The 16,480-nt window shown below is 61.5% G+C and carries 16 protein-coding genes; 14 read left to right on the top strand and 2 right to left on the bottom strand.

All coding sequences use genetic code 11. The features are described 5' to 3' along the window. Positions 1 to 121: 121 nt before the first annotated feature. Positions 122 to 814 (bottom strand): putative pterin-binding protein, encoded by a 693-nt coding sequence (locus tag NA8A_RS16425; RefSeq protein WP_240532809.1) that lies wholly within the window; start codon positions 812 to 814, stop codon positions 122 to 124. On the opposite strand from NA8A_RS16425, the gene NA8A_RS16420 reads away from it, so the two are divergent. Continuing rightward, positions 813 to 1,175 (top strand): ArsC family reductase, encoded by a 363-nt coding sequence (locus tag NA8A_RS16420; RefSeq protein WP_009451479.1) that lies wholly within the window; start codon positions 813 to 815, stop codon positions 1,173 to 1,175. The genes NA8A_RS16425 and NA8A_RS16420 overlap by 2 nt on opposite strands. 13 nt (positions 1,176 to 1,188) lie before the next feature. Here NA8A_RS16420 and NA8A_RS16415 read toward each other — a convergent pair whose 3' ends face one another. Beyond that, on the bottom strand, positions 1,189 to 2,595 hold the full coding sequence (locus tag NA8A_RS16415) for a short-chain fatty acyl-CoA regulator family protein (protein WP_009451478.1): 1,407 nt from the start codon (positions 2,593 to 2,595) through the stop codon (positions 1,189 to 1,191). Positions 2,596 to 2,746: 151 nt separating this feature from the next. Between NA8A_RS16415 and NA8A_RS16410 the strand changes: the two genes are divergently transcribed. The 13 genes from NA8A_RS16410 to NA8A_RS16350 all read left to right on the top strand — a co-directional run bounded on the left by NA8A_RS16410 (position 2,747) and on the right by NA8A_RS16350 (position 16,479). Next, positions 2,747 to 3,157: an acyl-CoA thioesterase gene (locus NA8A_RS16410; protein WP_009451477.1), complete on the top strand. Its 411-nt coding sequence runs from the start codon at positions 2,747 to 2,749 to the stop codon at positions 3,155 to 3,157. Continuing rightward, positions 3,154 to 4,686 (top strand): MmgE/PrpD family protein, encoded by a 1,533-nt coding sequence (locus NA8A_RS16405; protein WP_009451476.1) that lies wholly within the window; start codon positions 3,154 to 3,156, stop codon positions 4,684 to 4,686. Before NA8A_RS16410 ends, NA8A_RS16405 begins: the two co-directional genes overlap by 4 nt. Next, positions 4,683 to 5,849 carry a bifunctional 2-methylcitrate synthase/citrate synthase gene (gene prpC, locus NA8A_RS16400; protein WP_009451475.1) on the top strand — a complete coding sequence of 389 codons (1,167 nt, stop codon included), beginning with the start codon at positions 4,683 to 4,685 and terminating at the stop codon, positions 5,847 to 5,849. Before NA8A_RS16405 ends, prpC begins: the two co-directional genes overlap by 4 nt. Before the next feature lie 14 nt (positions 5,850 to 5,863). Continuing rightward, positions 5,864 to 6,778 carry a methylisocitrate lyase gene (gene prpB / locus NA8A_RS16395; RefSeq protein ID WP_009451474.1) on the top strand — a complete coding sequence of 305 codons (915 nt, stop codon included), beginning with the start codon at positions 5,864 to 5,866 and terminating at the stop codon, positions 6,776 to 6,778. Positions 6,779 to 6,884: 106 nt separating this feature from the next. Continuing rightward, positions 6,885 to 7,730 carry a LysR substrate-binding domain-containing protein gene (locus NA8A_RS16390; RefSeq protein ID WP_009451473.1) on the top strand — a complete coding sequence of 282 codons (846 nt, stop codon included), beginning with the start codon at positions 6,885 to 6,887 and terminating at the stop codon, positions 7,728 to 7,730. Between the two features lie 163 nt (positions 7,731 to 7,893). Beyond that, a complete protein-coding gene (locus NA8A_RS16385; RefSeq protein WP_009451472.1) occupies positions 7,894 to 8,466 on the top strand; it encodes a cysteine dioxygenase family protein in 573 nt (190 codons plus the stop codon). A gap of 21 nt (positions 8,467 to 8,487) precedes the next feature. Continuing rightward, positions 8,488 to 10,119 (top strand): rhodanese-like domain-containing protein, encoded by a 1,632-nt coding sequence (locus NA8A_RS16380; RefSeq protein ID WP_240532808.1) that lies wholly within the window; start codon positions 8,488 to 8,490, stop codon positions 10,117 to 10,119. A gap of 4 nt (positions 10,120 to 10,123) precedes the next feature. Further along, positions 10,124 to 11,281: a cystathionine beta-lyase gene (metC, locus tag NA8A_RS16375; RefSeq protein WP_009451470.1), complete on the top strand. Its 1,158-nt coding sequence runs from the start codon at positions 10,124 to 10,126 to the stop codon at positions 11,279 to 11,281. Between the two features lie 44 nt (positions 11,282 to 11,325). After that, positions 11,326 to 12,363: a M14 family metallopeptidase gene (locus tag NA8A_RS16370; protein WP_009451469.1), complete on the top strand. Its 1,038-nt coding sequence runs from the start codon at positions 11,326 to 11,328 to the stop codon at positions 12,361 to 12,363. Positions 12,364 to 12,430: 67 nt separating this feature from the next. Beyond that, positions 12,431 to 13,411 carry a Bug family tripartite tricarboxylate transporter substrate binding protein gene (locus NA8A_RS16365; protein WP_009451468.1) on the top strand — a complete coding sequence of 327 codons (981 nt, stop codon included), beginning with the start codon at positions 12,431 to 12,433 and terminating at the stop codon, positions 13,409 to 13,411. 202 nt (positions 13,412 to 13,613) lie between these two features. Then, complete coding sequence (locus NA8A_RS16360; protein ID WP_009451467.1) at positions 13,614 to 14,411, top strand: maleate cis-trans isomerase family protein; 798 nt, start codon at positions 13,614 to 13,616, stop codon at positions 14,409 to 14,411. Positions 14,412 to 14,492: 81 nt separating this feature from the next. Beyond that, positions 14,493 to 14,951 carry a tripartite tricarboxylate transporter TctB family protein gene (locus tag NA8A_RS16355; RefSeq protein WP_143088084.1) on the top strand — a complete coding sequence of 153 codons (459 nt, stop codon included), beginning with the start codon at positions 14,493 to 14,495 and terminating at the stop codon, positions 14,949 to 14,951. Between the two features lie 4 nt (positions 14,952 to 14,955). Next, the gene (locus NA8A_RS16350; protein WP_009451464.1) at positions 14,956 to 16,479 is read left to right on the top strand and encodes a tripartite tricarboxylate transporter permease; all 1,524 of its coding nucleotides are present in this window, start codon (positions 14,956 to 14,958) and stop codon (positions 16,477 to 16,479) included. Position 16,480: the final 1 nt, after the last annotated feature.

Below are 16,480 nucleotides of genomic sequence, written 5' to 3'. Positions count from 1 at the left end.
TGCGTGGCGGTTGCTCCGCTATAGCATTTTGCAGCCGCCTGGAATTGCCCGATATCCGCATAAATGAGGAAAAACAAAGAGATGGGGACAAGGCAGTACTTCAATGAAAAGATAAAGTGGGCTAGTCGACAACAGCGATTTCGCGCAACTGCCAGATGCTTCGCGAGTAGGTGAGTTCAGAACGATAGCGCGCCTGGAGGTCGAAAGGGTAGACAATCCAGAGCGGGCCCTTCTCGCGGACGGACATGTATGCGCCGTCGGCGCGCGTTGCCACGATGGGGCCGCCTTCGATGGCCTCCGAAACGGGAATTTCCACTGCATAGTCGTTTAGAGCCAGGGTGCGCAGGCGTGCGCCGCTGCTTCCCACTGCGATCAGAAGATCATGCAGCGAGACGCCGCTGAAGGTGATCTTGCCTTCAGTCCATATGGTTGTGGTTTGAAAACTCGTCTGTGGAAGTGCCTCAAGCATCGCCATATCGAAGAGAGCGACGCCATTTTCATTGGTCCGGGATATATGCCCGGTAATTTTCAAAATGACATCGCCTTGGGGCTTTTCCAGTTCCTGGGCAATGACGGTTGGGCAAGAGGCCAGAAGCAGGAAAGCAGCAAGAGTGTTCTGCAGCTTGCGGATAATATTCATGAAATCCATCCCCTGCTTGCATCCCAACCTGTTCGCGGAAGGCGGCTGTATTGTAGCTTGCCGCATGGCGGTATGCGAGAAATAACAGGCCGCACGATTATTATGCTCATCAGATACCGGCTGCGGACAGCGTACGCTGACAGTTTCGGCAGCAAGCAGACAGGAGAAGCTCATGCCCCGGCAAAATGGTGTGGTGATATACGGGATCAAGAACTGCGACACGATGAAGAAGGCGCGCAGCTGGCTTGAGGAACATGGCGTTCCCTATGAGTTTCATGATTACAAGACGGCAGGTATCGACGGCGACAGGCTCAAGGCCTGGGCAGGCGAGGTCGGTTGGGAAAAACTCCTGAATCGCGCCGGCACCACATTTCGCAAGCTCCCCGACACTGAAAAGGCGGATATGACCGAGGAGAAGGCCCTGCGCCTGATGCAGGAGCAGCCAAGCCTCATAAAGCGGCCCGTTCTCGATATGGGGAACCGTCGTCTCGTGGGTTTCAAGCCTGATATCTACGCGGAAGCCTTTGCAGGATGATCGGCTCCGACCGTCAGGAATAGGGCGAGAAGGAACTACGTGTTTCGTTGATGGCGAAAGGCTTGACGACGGGAGGAAACGCTCGCTGCGGGCAGGACGGGCGCTCGCAAATCTTGCAGCCCGCGCCAATGGGTGTGCGTGCAAGTGCGTCGTCCAGCCTGAGCCCCTTGGAATAGACGAGTTTCGGCGCGTGCTGCAGGTCGCAGCCAAGCCCGATGGCAAAGCTTTTGTCTGGCGCGCCATAGCCGCCGCTCGCATGTCTGACCATGCGTGCGATCCACAGATAGGTTCGCCCGTCCGGCATTTCGGCAAGCTGGGTCAGCATGCGGCCCGGATGTGAGAACGCCTCATAGACATTCCACAGCGGGCAGGTCCCGCCGGCACGCGAAAAATGAAAATCGGTGGCCGACTGCCGCTTCGAGATATTGCCTGCCCTGTCTACCCGGATGAAGAAGAAGGGAACGCCGCGCGCGCCGGGCCGTTGCAGGGTGCTGAGCCGGTGGCACACCGTCTCGAAGCCGACGCCGAAGCGCTGTCCCAGAAGCTCGATGTCGTAACGCAGCTCTTCCGAGGCTTCGAGAAAGGCGCGGTAGGGCAGGACGAGCGCACCGGCGAAATAATTGGCGAGGCCGATCCGGCCCAGCGTTCGGGCTTCGGCATTGGAGAAGGACGCATCGGCGATGAGCTCGTCGAGCAACTGGCTGAATTCCAGAAATGCGAGCTGTGTCGCCATCTGAAATGCCTGCTGCCCGCTTCTCAGCCGGCGCGATAGCGCAAGCACGCGGGTTTTGGTATCGAAATGGCGTTGCGTACCCTCCTGCTCGCGCAGGACGACGCGCACGCCATGCCGTTCGCCAAGGTGCTTTTCGAGGGCGGCTGCCATTCGTCCGGTCGGCATTTGGAGTGCCTGCGCCGTCTCCTCCGCAGTCCGGTCCAGAATATCGATATGGTTGTGTCGGGCGTAGAAATAGTCACGCACTTCCTCGAACGGGGCATTGGCAAGGGGCAGTGTGGCATCCTGCCGGTTGTCGCCAAGATGCGCGCCAAGCGCATTGGCCTGATCGAGCGCGCGCCCGAGGCGCTTGTGCAGCCCGACCAGCGCGCGCCCGATGGCCGGCATATTGGTCGCGATCTCCTTCAGTTCAGCGGTGGAGATTTCCTCGCCGAGGGCAGGATCAAACAGCGCCTCGCGCAGCTCCCCCACGAGCCTGGCCTCGTCCTCGTCGGAAAAGAGCTGCACGTCCACGCCGAAGGCCGCATTGAGCTTGAGAAGCACGGGCACTGTCAGCGGGCGCTGGTTGTTCTCGATCTGATTGAGATAGCTGAGCGATATTCCGATGGCGTCAGCAAGCGCCTGCTGGGTAAGCCGGCGTTCCTCGCGCAGCCGTTTCAGCCGCACCCCCATGAACAGCTTCTTCAAGGTACTTCTCCTCCTCTGCGGATTTGCAAACTTTGCAAATTTGCAGATTAATCTTCGCAAACCTCTGCTTTTTCAGTGATTTACGTCGTTCAAACTATGCGGATATTGCGAATGAGAAAAGAGGGTTCCGCACAATTCTGGAGGCAGGCAAGTGGAGCTACATGCATCCCCGGAGGGCGAGGTCCGCTTTTTCGAACTGGTCATTCCGAGCCTTACCAATCATTACGGCACACTTTACGGCGCCAATGCGCTGCATCTGATGGGCAAGGCCGCTTTTGTCTGTGCTGCCCGTTATGCCCGGTGCCCGGTCGTCATGGCGAAGGCAGACAGTATCGAGTTCCACAAGCCGTTCCGGCTTGGTGAGATCGCCGATATCCGCGCCCGTGTCGTCTTTCGCGGGCGCTCCTCGATGACCGTCCTCGTTGAGGTGGAAGCCGAGGACCCAGATGCAGGGGTGTCGGACATGGCGCTCAGCGGTCGCTTCATGATGGTGGCCGTCAATGCCGACGGCGTGCCCACGCCCATTCCAAATCAAGCAAAGCCAGAGGAAGTCACTACGTGAAAACGCATAAGGTCCGCACCCACAAGTCCGCCGAAAAATTGGCGCGCGAGGATCAGCTCGCCTGGAAGATCGCCTCTGTTGCCGCCGATGACGTATCGCTCGAAGCCGATGTAGTTGAGATGATCGGCAACCGCATTATCGACAATGCCGCTGTGGCGGCGGCGTCGGTGGCGCGCCGTCCGGTGGAAAGCGCCCGGGCACAGGCGGTCGCGCATGCCTTTAGGCCCGGCGCTACCGTCTTCGGGCTTGCGGCTGCCGATCGCGTTTCGCCGGAATGGGCTGCCTGGGCAAACGGCGTTGCGGTGCGCGAACTCGATTTCCACGACACCTTCCTGGCTGCCGACTATTCGCACCCGGGAGACAATATTCCGCCGATCCTCGCCGTTGCGCAGCATTGCGGCTTATCGGGCGCCGCGCTCGCGCGCGGCATTGCGGCCGGCTACGAAATCCAGGTGGACCTTGTGAAGGGCATCTGCCTGCATGAACACAAGATCGATCATATCGCTCATCTTGGGCCTTCGGCCGCAGCAGGCATCGGCGCCGCCCTCGATCTGCCGGTGGAAACGATCTATCAGGCGGTGCAGCAGGCGCTGCATGTGACCACAACCACGCGCCAGTCGCGCAAGGGCGAGATTTCAAGCTGGAAAGCCTATGCGCCCGCATTTGCCGGCAAGATGGCGATTGAGGCGGTGGATCGCGTGATGCGCGGGGAGGGCGCACCTTCTCCGGCGTGGGAAGGCGAGGACGGCTTCATTGCCTGGCTGCTGGGCGGTCCGGGAGCCGAATATCACGTCTCCCTTCCCGAAAAGGGCGAGCCGAAGCGGGCCATTCTCGACACTTACACCAAGGAACATTCCGCCGAATATCAGAGCCAGGCCCTGATAGACCTCGCGCGCCGCATGAGGCCGAAGATCGGTGATCTCGCCAAGGTGCGGACTATCGTCATCCACACCAGCCACCACACCCATTATGTGATCGGCACGGGTGCTAACGATCCGCAGAAGATGGACCCCGCGGCAAGCCGCGAAACGCTGGATCATTCGATCATGTATATCTTCGCCGTGGCCCTGGAGGATGGGGGCTGGCACCACGAGCGCTCCTACGCGCCCGAGCGTGCCGCCCGGCCACAGACGGTTGCCCTCTGGCACAAGATCAGCACCGTCGAGGATCCGGAATGGACGCGCCGCTATCACAGCCGCGACCCCGAGGAAAAGGCGTTCGGTGGTCGTGTGGTGGTGACGCTCGAAGACGGCAGCACCATCGAGGATGAACTGGCGATTGCCGACGCCCATCCGCTTGGCGCGCGCCCGTTCTCGCGTCCCGATTATGTGCGCAAGTTCCGCACCCTGGCCGATGGCGTCGTCTCTCCGGCGGAGCAGGATCGCTTCATTGCCGCCGTCGAGCGCCTGACTGAGCTCTCCCCGCAGGAATTGCAGGGCCTCACCTTCGAGGCTCTGCCCGGAAAGCTCGGCTCATCCGCCGCACACGGCATTTTTGATTGGAACAGGAAACAGGGAGGAGCCTCATGAGCGCGCCGAAGCCCAAGAAGTCCGTGGCCCTTTCGGGGGTCGTCGCCGGCAACACTGCCTTGTGTACGGTTGGCCGGTCCGGCAACGACCTTCATTACCGCGGCTATGACATTCTCGAGATTGCCGATCGCTGCACCTTCGAGGAGATTGCCCATCTGCTCATTCACGGAGCCTTGCCGACGCCGGCCGAGCTTTCGGCCTATATGGCGAAACTCCGGGCGCTGCGGGGGCTGCCTGTGGCGGTCAAGCGCTCGCTGGAATTGCTGCCGGCAGCCACGCATCCGATGGATGTGCTGCGCTCGGGCGTTTCGGCGCTGGGGTGCGTTCTCCCCGAAGCTGTCGACCACAGTCCTGCCGGTGCTGCCGATATTGCCGATCGCCTGATCGCTTCGCTCGGCTCGATGCTGCTCTACTGGCATCATTTCGCCCATAATGGACGGCGCATCGAGGTGGAGACGCAGGACGATACGATCGGTGCGCATTTCCTGCATTTGCTTCATGGCGAGACGCCGAGGCCCTCTCATGTGAAGGCGATGCATGTCTCGCTGATCCTTTATGCGGAGCACGAGTTCAATGCCTCCACCTTCACCGCGCGTTCCATCGCCGGCACGGGGTCCGACCTCTATTCGGCGATAACCGGAGCCATCGGCGCATTGCGCGGGCCAAAGCATGGCGGAGCCAATGAGGCGGCCTTCGATATCCAGAAGCGCTACCTTGATGCTGACGAGGCGGAAGCCGACATTCGCAGCCGCCTGGAGGCAAGGGAGGTTGTCATCGGTTTCGGCCATCCCGTCTACACGATTGCCGACCCGCGCAATGAGGTGATCAAGAAGGTGGCGCGCGAGCTTTCTGCGGAGGCTGGTTCGATGAAGATGTTCGACATTGCCGAGCGCATCGAGACAACGATGGCTGGCGCGCGGAAGATGTTTGCCAATCTCGATTGGTTCAGCGCCGTTTCCTACCACATGATGGGCGTTCCCACGGCCATGTTCACACCGCTCTTCGTGATTGCGCGAACCACCGGCTGGGCCGCGCACGTCATGGAGCAGCGCCGCGACAACAAGATCATCAGGCCCTCGGCCAATTATACCGGACCGGAAAACCGGGTCTTCGTTCCGCTCGAACAGCGCGGCGTTGCCGTCGCCAGTTCCAGAGCCGCTTGAGAGAGGTCGAACCGATGCCTTATCTTGTTTCCTCCGATCTTCCGGCACAGCCCGCCGGCGAGCGTTTCCGCACGCTGGTTGAGCGCGGCGGCATATTGAGACTTCCAGGCGCGCATAACGGCATGGCCGCATTGCAGGCGAAGCAGGCTGGCTTCGAGGCGTTGTATCTTTCGGGCGCCGCCATGACCGCTTCCATGGGGCTTCCCGATCTCGGTATCATCACCGTGGATGAGGTGTCTTTCTTCATCCGGCAGATCGCCCGTTCCAGCGGCCTGCCGCTTCTGGTGGATGGCGATACCGGTTATGGCGAAGCGCTCAATGTGATGCACATGGTGCGCAGCTTCGAGGATGCAGGTGCTGGCGCGGTTCATATCGAGGACCAGCTTCTGCCAAAGAAATGCGGCCATCTGAACGACAAGAAGCTCGCCGACGCACGGGATATGGCGGCCAAGGTTGCGGCCGCGGCCAGCGCGCGCCGCCATCTCTACATCGTTGCCCGCACGGATGCGGCAGCGAGCGAGGGAATCGACGGCGCCGTGGCGCGTGCCCGCCTGTATATGGAGGCTGGCGCCGACGCGATCTTCCCTGAAGCGCTGACATCAGCGGAGATGTTCCGCGCCTTTGCCGTGAAATTGCCGGGTGTGCCGCTTCTGGCCAACATGACCGAATTTGGCCGCACGCCCTTTTTCACGGCCTCGGAATTCGAGGAGATGGGCTATCGCATGGTGATCTGGCCGGTTTCTTCCTTGCGGGTTGCCAACAAGGCGCAGGCGCGCCTCTATGACACTCTGCGCCGCGATGACGCCACAAGGGCGATGCTGGAGGAGATGCAGACCCGCGCCGAACTCTACGACACGATTGGGCTGGCCGATTATGAAGCGCTCGATGCGTCGATCGTCCGCACTGTCGTGCCCGAGGCCGCCGCCTGAGGGAAGCTGCATCCCCGTTTGGCTGAAGCAGGATTGCATTCATATCCCGTTGGCTTATGTTTTTGGACGGAAACTGTCCAAAAACATTCGCTTCTGTGATGTATCCATGCTGGTCAATCTGGAAACCGACCTGTTGCGCACCTTCGTCGCCATCGCGGAGGAGGGGGGATTTTCTGCTGCCGCCCGCCGGGTTTTTCGTACCCAGTCGGCCGTCAGCCAGCAGATGCGACGGCTGGAGGAAGCACTCGGCCAGCAGCTCTTCGAGAAGGTCGGGCGTCAGCGCAAGCTCAACGAGGCGGGACAGAACCTTTTGACCTATGCACGCCAGATCGTTGCACTGAACGATCAGGCGGTCGTCACCGTCAATTCTTCCCAGCAGAGCGGCGAGGTGCGCATCGGCGCGCCGCATGACATCGCCGATTCCATCCTGCCGCGTTTCCTTTCCACCTTCGCCCGGTCCAACCCGCGCGTTCATGTGATGCTGACGGTCGACCGCAGCCCGAACCTGATGCCGCTTCTGGAAGACGGTCGGCTCGACATGACGTTGACGACCCGACACTCCGAACGTTTTCAGGGTCGCCTTCTGCGCACGTCGCCAACCGTGTGGATCGCAGCAGCGGCCTTCGAGCTCGACCGGCGGCAACCGGTGCCTCTGGTCCTGGCGGACGAGCCGTCGATCTTCCGCCGCATGGCGCTCAACGCGCTCGATCAGCGCGGCGTGCCGCATATCGAGCGCTACACCTGCCCCAGCCTTTCGGGCATTCATGTTGCCCTCAATGCCGGCCTCGGTGTGACGGCGCGCACTCCCGAGATGCTGAAGCCCGATCTCAAGGTGCTTGGCGAAAGGGAGGGACTTCCGCCGTTGCCGGACGTCAATTTCTATATCTACCGCAGCAATGTGGCGCTTTCTCAAGCCGCGAATGCGCTTTTCGAGCAGATTTGCGCTGGCTGATAGATAAGCAACTTCTCTATTTCCGATTGTATTTTCTGCACAAGCATTAGCGCTGCTAATGATTCTTGCGTGAGTTTGAATTGGTGCTGCCTTCGAGCACGCTGCTAGCCTGCTTCGTAAGCCCATGGAGAAGGGCAAGAATGAAAAACGAGGCAGGAAGACGATGACCCGCGAACAAGAAGTTGAAGCTGTTCTGGCCAAGGTGCGTGTGACCATGGCCGACGGGCCGAGCCGTGAGGCGCTGGAGGATGCCAAGAATGCATTGATCGGGCTTGCGGCAAAGCGCGAGCTGTGGGGCGAGGCCGATTACCCGGGGCCGGATGAAGGCGAACGTCAGGCCCGCTATCTTATCGCGCAGGACGACCCTCAAGGGCTCACCCTCTATCTCAACGTCATGTTGCCGGGAAAGAAGATCCCGCCGCATAACCACACCACCTGGGCCTGCATAGCGGCGGTGGAAGGTGTTGAACACAACACGCTTTATGAGCGGCTCGACGATGGCAGCGTTCCCGGTCGCGCCGAAATCCGCGTCGACCGTGTCGTGTCCGTGGAGCCGGGTGCTGGTGTTGCGATGATGCCCGACGATGTCCATCACGTGGAAATTCAGGGCGAACAGCCCATCCGCCACCTTCATATGTACGGACGTCCCCTTGAAACCCTGACCGAACGCCTTGTTTTCGACCCGGAAGCCGGCACGACCAAGATCATGTCCGTCGGCGTGAAGACGCGGCGCTGAAGCAGAGGCAGCATAAAATCGATGACGTCAGCAATGTCGCCTCAAGAGGTGAAGGCCGCCCTGTCGGAGGCTGCCGAGATCGCCTTTCTCGACGTGCGCGAGCACGGTCAATATGGCGAAGGCCATCCCTTCTTCGTGGTCAACTGCCCTTTCAGCGTTCTGGAGGCCGAAGCGCCGCGCCTGGTTCCCAACCGGGCCGTGCGGGTGGTTCTTCTCGACAATGGCGATGGCGTTGCCGAGCGCGCGGCGCATGAGCTCGAAACCCTTGGCTACAGCTCCGTTTTCATTCTCAGGGGCGGCGCTCCCGCATGGGAGGCAGCCGGCTTCGGCCTCTTCAAAGGAGTGAATGTCCCCTCGAAGGCCTATGGCGAGATGGTGGAACACGACATGGGCACGCCCTCGGTCTCCGCCGAGGAACTGGACGCTATGATCGGCGCGGGCGAGGACATGGTCATTCTCGATGGCCGCAGCCCGGCCGAATTCGCCAAGATGAACATACCCACCGCGCGCTCCTGTCCGAATGCTGAACTGGGTCTGCGCATCGGCGAACTGGTGATGAAGCCGCAGACGCGTATCGTTATCAACTGCGCCGGCCGCACGCGTTCCATCATCGGCGCGCAGACACTGCGCAACCTCGGCTTCACAAATCCGATCCACGCCTTGCGCAATGGTTCGCAGGGCTGGCAGCTTGCAGGGCTGACCCTGCAATATGGTTCGCAGCCCTTGCCGCTTCCCGAGCCGACGGACGACACGCTCGCCGATGTCGCGGCCCGCCGCGCTGCCTTTGTCGAACTCAACGGCCTGCCGCTTGTAAGCCATGACACTCTTCAGGCCTGGCTTGCGGACGATACGCGCACCACGTTTCTCCTCGATGTCCGAAGCGCGGAAGAGTTTGCGAATGGCACGATTGCCGGTGCCGCACATGCGCCGGGAGGGCAGCTCGTTCAAGCGACCGATCAGTGGATCGGGGTGCGCGGCGCGCGCATCGTGCTTGCCGACAATCGCGATATTCGCGCGGCAACCACCGCGTTCTGGCTGCGCCGTATGGGGCACGATGCCGTCATCCTCGATGTCGATACGCGTGAACATGCCGTGCCCGCTCCGGCCGAACGCGACTGGACGGCGGGGCTTGCCACAATTTCTGCAGGCGAGGCCGCCACGGCGCTTTCCGAAGGCGCTCAATTGATCGACGTGTCTCCCGGCAAGGCCTATCGCGAAGGGCATATCGAGGGCGCTATCTGGGCCATTCGCCCCCGGCTTGCCGCGCTCGATCTTGATCCGGCCCGTCCGCTGATCCTCGCGGGTCAGGAGCCGACGATACTTTGCCTCGCGGCGGGCGACCTGATGGACATGGGATATGCGGATCTGCGCGTTCTCCCCGGCAGTCCGGCACAATGGCGCGAGGCGGGGCTCGCCATCGAAGCGACGCCGGATGTGCCTGCCGATGCCGACATGATCGACTTCCTGTTCTTCGTTCACGACAGGCATGACGGCAGTCTGGAGGCCGCGCGCCGTTATCTGGCGTGGGAAACGGGCTTGATCGATCAGATGGATGCGCAGGAAAAGGGCGTGTTCACGCGTGGTCCCGCGCCAGTGGTCGAAAGCGGCGCTGCAGCCATTGCCCCTGCAAGAACCCTACAGAAGGCGAGGTAGCCCCATGAAGAAAGACACGAAGATCGCACGGTTGGGACGGCCTCACGCAAAGGATCGCCCGGTTGCGGTGAACCCGGAAATCGTTCGCGCATCGACCATCCTGTTCCCGGACATGGACAGCTACGATGCGGCGGGCAAGGAGAAATACACCACGCTGCGCTATGGCCGCCACGGCACGCAAACGGCATTTGCCCTTGCGGATGCGGTGGCCGAGCTGGAAGGCGGTTATCGCGCGATTGTCATGCCCTCGGGGCTTGCCGCTGTCTCGGCTTCGCTTCTCGCCTATGCCAAGCCGGGCACGCATCTTCTGGTGACGGACAACGTCTACGGCCCGACCCGCAACCTGTGTGAATCCTATCTGCGTCCCCTGGGGGTCGATGTCGAATATTTCGCACCGCGCACCGGTGCGGAGATCGCCGATCTGATCCGCCCGGAAACGGTGGCGATCTATTGCGAGAGCCCGGGTTCCGGCACGTTCGAATTGCAGGATATCCTGGCCATCGCATCGGTGGCAGCACCGCGCGGCATTCCTGTCATGAACGACAACACCTGGGCCACGCCCTTGCTCTTTCCTTCCTTCGAGAAGGGCGTCGACATTTCCATCCACGCGGCCACCAAATATATCGTTGGCCACTCCGATGCGATGCTTGGCCTCATCGTGTGTTCCGAGGCGACCTGGAGCACGGTGCGGAACATGGTCGGTCTTCTCGGTTATTCCACCGCACCCGACGATTGCTATCTTGCCCTGCGCGGCTTGCGCACCATGGGGCTGCGGCTTGAGCGGCATCAGCAGAATGCGCTGAAGGTCGCCCGGTGGCTTGAGGCGCGCCCGGAGGTGGCGGCGGTTCATTATCCCGCATTGGAAAGCCATCCCGATCACGCGCTTTGGAAGCGCGACTTCAACGGCGCTTCGGGTCTTTTCGCCTTCACGCTGAAATCGAATGATCACGAGGCCGCGCGCCGCTTCGCCGACGGGCTCGACTATTTCGGCATCGGATCGAGCTGGGGAGGCTTTGAAAGCCTGATCACGCTTCCGCATCCAACGCGCAATCACGAAGCCTCCGTCGATGACCGGGTTCTGGTGCGCCTGCATGTGGGGCTGGAAGATCCCGATGATCTCATCGCTGATCTGGCGGCAGGCCTGACCGCTCAATTCAAATAGAAGCGGCTCTACCGCTGGGTTCAAACAAAAAAGGGGAAAGAACGATGAGCAAAGAGCGGATTTCGACCGGGGCAGGTTTTGCAGAAGCCTTTGCCGCCGCCGCACCGGGAAGCCTGACAGAGGGGCGTATTCGTGTTGGCAGCTTCGCCTCCGGCGCCGAGATCGCCCTTCCTTTCCTCATTCTCAAGGGTGAGAAGCCCGGCCCCTGCCTATGGATTTCCGGGCAGGTTCACGGCAACGAGATCAATGGCATCTGGGCCGCTCTCGATTTCATCGAAGGTCTCGATCCGTCGGAGCTTTCGGGTTCGGTCGTGCTTAGTTCCACGGCCAATCCGCTGGCCCTCGATGCGCGTCGCAAGACCGCGCCGCAGGACGACCAGGACCTCGACCAGACCTTCCCGGGCAATGCAAACGGGCTTGTCAGCGACCAGATGTCGGCCGCGCTTTTTGCAGCCGCTGCTGATTGTGCGGATGTGCTGATCTCCATGCACACCATGAACAACCTGTTCTATTCGGACCCCTATGCGGTCTACAAGCTGCATCCCGATAGCGGTGTCGATGAAGCTAAACTGTTTTCGATGATCCGCCATTTCCATCCCGTCGTTGCCTGCCGCATGAATGTCGCGCCCGGCGCGGGCGAGCTTCCCGGCAATATTCCCGGAGCGATCGATTACCAGATGCTGGCCCGCGGCAAGCCGGCCTTCATGGTCGAGCTGGGGTCGGGCAGTGAGACGGATGAGGGCTGCGTCGAACTCGGTGTGGCGGGGCTGTGTGGCGTCGCCGCCGAAATGGGCATGATCGCCGCGCCGCGCCGCAAGCCCGCCGACAAGCTGTGCCGCGTCACCCGGCGCACCCATGTGATGACGCGCGAGGGCGGATTGTTCCGGACTGCCAATCGCCCGGCCATGAAAATTGAGGCTGGCAAGCCGCTGGGCGCGATCTGCAGCATCACAGGACGCTCCATGGCCGAACCGGCCATGCCGCAGGACGTTCTGATCATAGGTATCCGCAAAGACCCGGTGGTTCACACCGGCGACCGCATCGCCTTCGTGGCGCTCGAATGGACGGAAGTTTCCGTCTGACCGCAATGCGGCAATCACAAGAACCGGAAAACGGCGACATGACAAACCGAACCTCAGGGGAAAGACGATGAAAAAGATCAAAACCTTGGCAGCCGCCTTCGGCGCGCTTTCCATGGCCGTGCTTGGCACAGCGGCCCACGCCCAGAATTATCCGGATCGTCCGGTCACCATGATCGTGCCATGGGCGCCGGGTGGCGCTGCCGACATCATCGCGCGGCTTGTGGCGGAACCGATGGGCAAGCTGCTTGGCCAGCCCGTCGTCATCGAAAACAGGCCCGGCGCCGGCGGTACGGTCGGCTCGGCCGTGGTCGCGAAGGCAGACCCGGATGGCTACACCATTCTGATGGGTAATGTGGCGAGCGAAGCCATTGCACCGGCCTTTTATGCCGACACCATTCCATACAAGGTTCTCGAGGATTTCGCGCCGGTCACCCAGCTTATCCAGCAGCCGAGCGTCCTTCTGGTTTCCAAGGATTCCAAGTTTGACAACGTGAAGGACCTGATGGCCTTCGCCAAGGAAAATCCGGGTGAGCTCTACGCGACGCCGGGCGTGGGCAACTCGCCCTACCTCACCTTCGAGCTGATCAAGGACAATTACGGCGTCGAGATGGAAAACGTGCCCTATGACAGTGGCGCGGAAGTGAACAACGCGTTGAATGCGGGCGATGTCCAGATTGCCATCAACAATCTGCCAGAAGCCATCAAGGCAATTCAGGCCGGGATCGCCAAGCCGCTCGCTGTGACGGCTGCCGAGCGCAACCCGCTCCTGCCCGATGTTCCGACTTTCGTGGAATCGGGTGGCGAGAAGATCGTTGCCATCTCCTGGCAGGGCATCTTTGCCCCGGCCGGCACGCCCGATGCCATCGTCCAGAAACTCTATGAGGCGACGGCGGCAGCTCTCAAGGATGAGAATGTCGTCCAGCGCAACAAGGAACTCGGCTCCGTACCCGTCGGCTCGACGCCGGAGGAGTTCAAGGCCTTCGTCGCTTCCGAGATCGAGAACTGGGCCTACATGGTCAAGCTTGCCGGTGCCAGCGCGCCCAAGTGATGTCTCAGTGACGCTTGGGTGATTTGCCGGGGCCGGAGATCGACCGGCCCCCGCATGCTCCGCCCGTCCCGCCCGCCCCACCCGCCCCACCCGCAAGGACGCGGCGGATGGTTCCCGTAATTCGGTCCGAAGGGATCGGTTGCGGCAGGACCGGCAAGGCCCTGCGAAAAGCGACGGGCCCTTCCGAAAAGGAAAAAGCGATATGGAACCCTTCAAGCCCCTGCCTGCAACGCCGGTTCGGCTCGGCTTCGTCATTCCCGAAAGAAACGTTGCCTGCGAGACCGAGTTTCCGCAGTTCCTGCCCGATGGTGTGACAGCTCACTTCTCACGCCTTCCACGCGAGGGCGCCGCGCTGACGCAGGAATCGCTCATTCGCATGATGGACAGTGTCGAGCATCAATCGCGCCTCCTGGGTGGCATCGATGCCCGCATCATACTCTATGCCTGCACGTCGGGCAGTTTCCTCGGGGCCGACGATGCGCTCGATACGATTGCGGAAAAGATCGCCACGGCTTCGGGTGTAGCCGCAGTGACCACGACGCGTGCGGTGCTCGACGCTCTGGCCGCGCTTCAGGCAAGGACGGTGTTTTTGATCAGTCCCTATCCCGATGATATTCACGCTGCCGAGATCGCGTTTCTGGAAAAGGCGGGGCATCCCGTTCCCGGCAATGCCACATTCGGCTGCGCGAGTTCCGAGTTGATCCGGGATATCAATTCGCGCGACGTGGAGGCGCTTGCGCTCAGCCATCGCAGCGCGATCAGAGACTGCGATGCCGTTTTCCTGAGCTGCACGAACCTGCGCTCCATGGACCGTATCGCCGCACTGGAAGCTGATCTTGCACGGCCGGTGATTTCGTCCAACTCGGCGACGCTCTGGCGTGCCATGCGCGGGGCGGGGCTCACGCCGCGCGATATCGGCGCCGGTCGCCTGTTCGGCCTGGACCTCGCCGGGGCCGATCCGTCGGGCCGCGCCCGCGGCGGCTGGGGCCTTGCCGGCTAGAGGGATAGGCTTGCATCGGGGCCGAGCGACGGCCTCCGGTTTCGAAACAATAAAATGCCCTGGGGATCAATGGGGATCAAAATGGGAAATGGAAAGCAAATCAGGGGCGCGCAATATGCCGATATTGCAATCGCCCTCGTTCTTTTGGCGATCGGTCTTGGCTTCACGATCATCGCCTATGGTCACGGTCTGGGCTCGATGCGGCGCATCGGCGCCGGTGCGATGCCGTTTCTGATCGGCTGCGCGCTTTGCCTTTGCAGCCTCATCTGTCTTTTCGGCGCCTTGCGCAGCCGTATCGAGGTGGATGTTTCGCCGCCGCTCCCGGTTGCCCTGGTGCTCATCGCCGTCGTGGCGTGGGCGTTGATGGTCGAGCCGTTCGGGCTTGTTCCGGCGACCGTCGTCCTGATGTTGATCGGCACATTCGCCTATGGCCCGATCCGCTGGGTTTCCACCAGTATCGTGATAGCGGCCATGTGCGTGGGATGCGTGGCACTCTTCATCTATGGCTTCCGCCTTCCTTTCACGATCTTCGGAGGCTGAGACCATGGACCTCCTGAACCAGATCCTCGGCGGCTTCGCCACTGCCAGTACGCCTCACAACATCCTGTTCTGTTTCATCGGCGTCACGGTGGGCACTTTCGTTGGCGTTCTGCCGGGCCTCGGACCGCTGGCGGCGATCGCGCTATGTCTGCCGATCACCTTCTATCTCGATCCCACCACCGCGATGATCATGCTGGCGGGCATCTTCTACGGCGCGCAATACGGTAGTTCCACCGCCTCGATCCTGCTGAATATTCCAGGCACGGCGAGTGCCGCTGTAACCTGCCTCGACGGCTATCCGCTGACCCAGAAGGGACAGGCCGGCGTGGCGCTGATGATCACGACGCTCACCTCCTTTGCCGGCGGCACCATGGCCATCGTGCTCGTCATGGGGCTTGCGCCCGTCATTTCCGCCTTCGCGATGAATTTCTCGTCGGCCGAGTATTTTTCGGTCATGCTGCTTGGTCTGGTGGCCGCTTCCACCCTGTCCATCGGCTCCCCCATCAAGGGTATGACGATGGTGGTTGCGGGGCTTGCCCTCTCCATGATCGGAACGGATAAATACACGGGCGAATTCCGCTTCACGGGCGGCGTGCTCGATCTGGCGGAAGGCGTCAGTCTGGTGGCGCTTTCAATCGGCCTGTTCGGCGTGGCGGAAATCCTGTCGAGCTTCGCAGGCAAGGGTCCTGTGCTTCTGAACGCCAGTTCCGTGCGCCTGCGCGACATGCTGCCGACGAAGCAACAGCTCAAGCAGTCGATCCTGCCCACCTTCCGGGGCATGGGCATCGGCTCCGTCATCGGCGCGATGCCGGGCGCGGGGCCTGCCCTTGCCTCCTATCTTGCCTATGTCGCCGAGACGCAGGTTTCGAAGAACCCGGAGAAGTTCGGCACCGGCGCCATCGAGGGGATTGCAGCACCGGAGGCCGCCAACAACGCATCCGTGCAGACGGCCTTCATTCCAACGCTTACACTCGGTGTGCCGGGCGATGTGGTGATGGCTGTCCTCATCGGTGCCCTGATGATCCACGGCATCACGCCGGGCCCGGATTTCATCAGCTCCCACGGCGATATCTTCTGGGGTCTCGCAGCCAGCTTCTGGATTGGCAACGTCCTATTGCTCGTGCTCAACATTCCCCTGATCGGCATCTGGGTGCGGATGCTGGCCATTCCACCGCGCATCCTCTATCCGATCATGCTGGTTTTCGTGTGTATCGGTGTCTACAGCATCCGCAACAGCATCTTTGATGTCTATATGATGCTGCTGTTCGGCGTGGTGGGGTATGTGTTGGCGCTGTTCCGCTATCCGGCTCCGCCCCTCCTTCTGGGCTTCGTGCTCGGACCGCTGATGGAACAGCATCTGCGCCGTGCGCTGCTTCTTGGGCGCGGGGATCCGATGACCTTCCTGCACCATCCGATCAGTGCGATATTCCTGGCATTGTGCCTCGTGCTCATCCTGCGCTCGCTGCCGCTTGGCCCCATCCGCCAGAAGCTGCGCTCCCGCCAGGTTCACCGGGTGGACATGGAGTAGA

The sequence above is a fragment of the Nitratireductor indicus C115 genome (assembly GCF_000300515.1).
In the GTDB taxonomy this organism is placed as follows: domain Bacteria; phylum Pseudomonadota; class Alphaproteobacteria; order Rhizobiales; family Rhizobiaceae; genus Nitratireductor; species Nitratireductor indicus.
The sequence above is the reverse complement of the archived record's forward strand: the minus strand, read 5'-3'. Positions and strand labels throughout refer to the sequence as shown.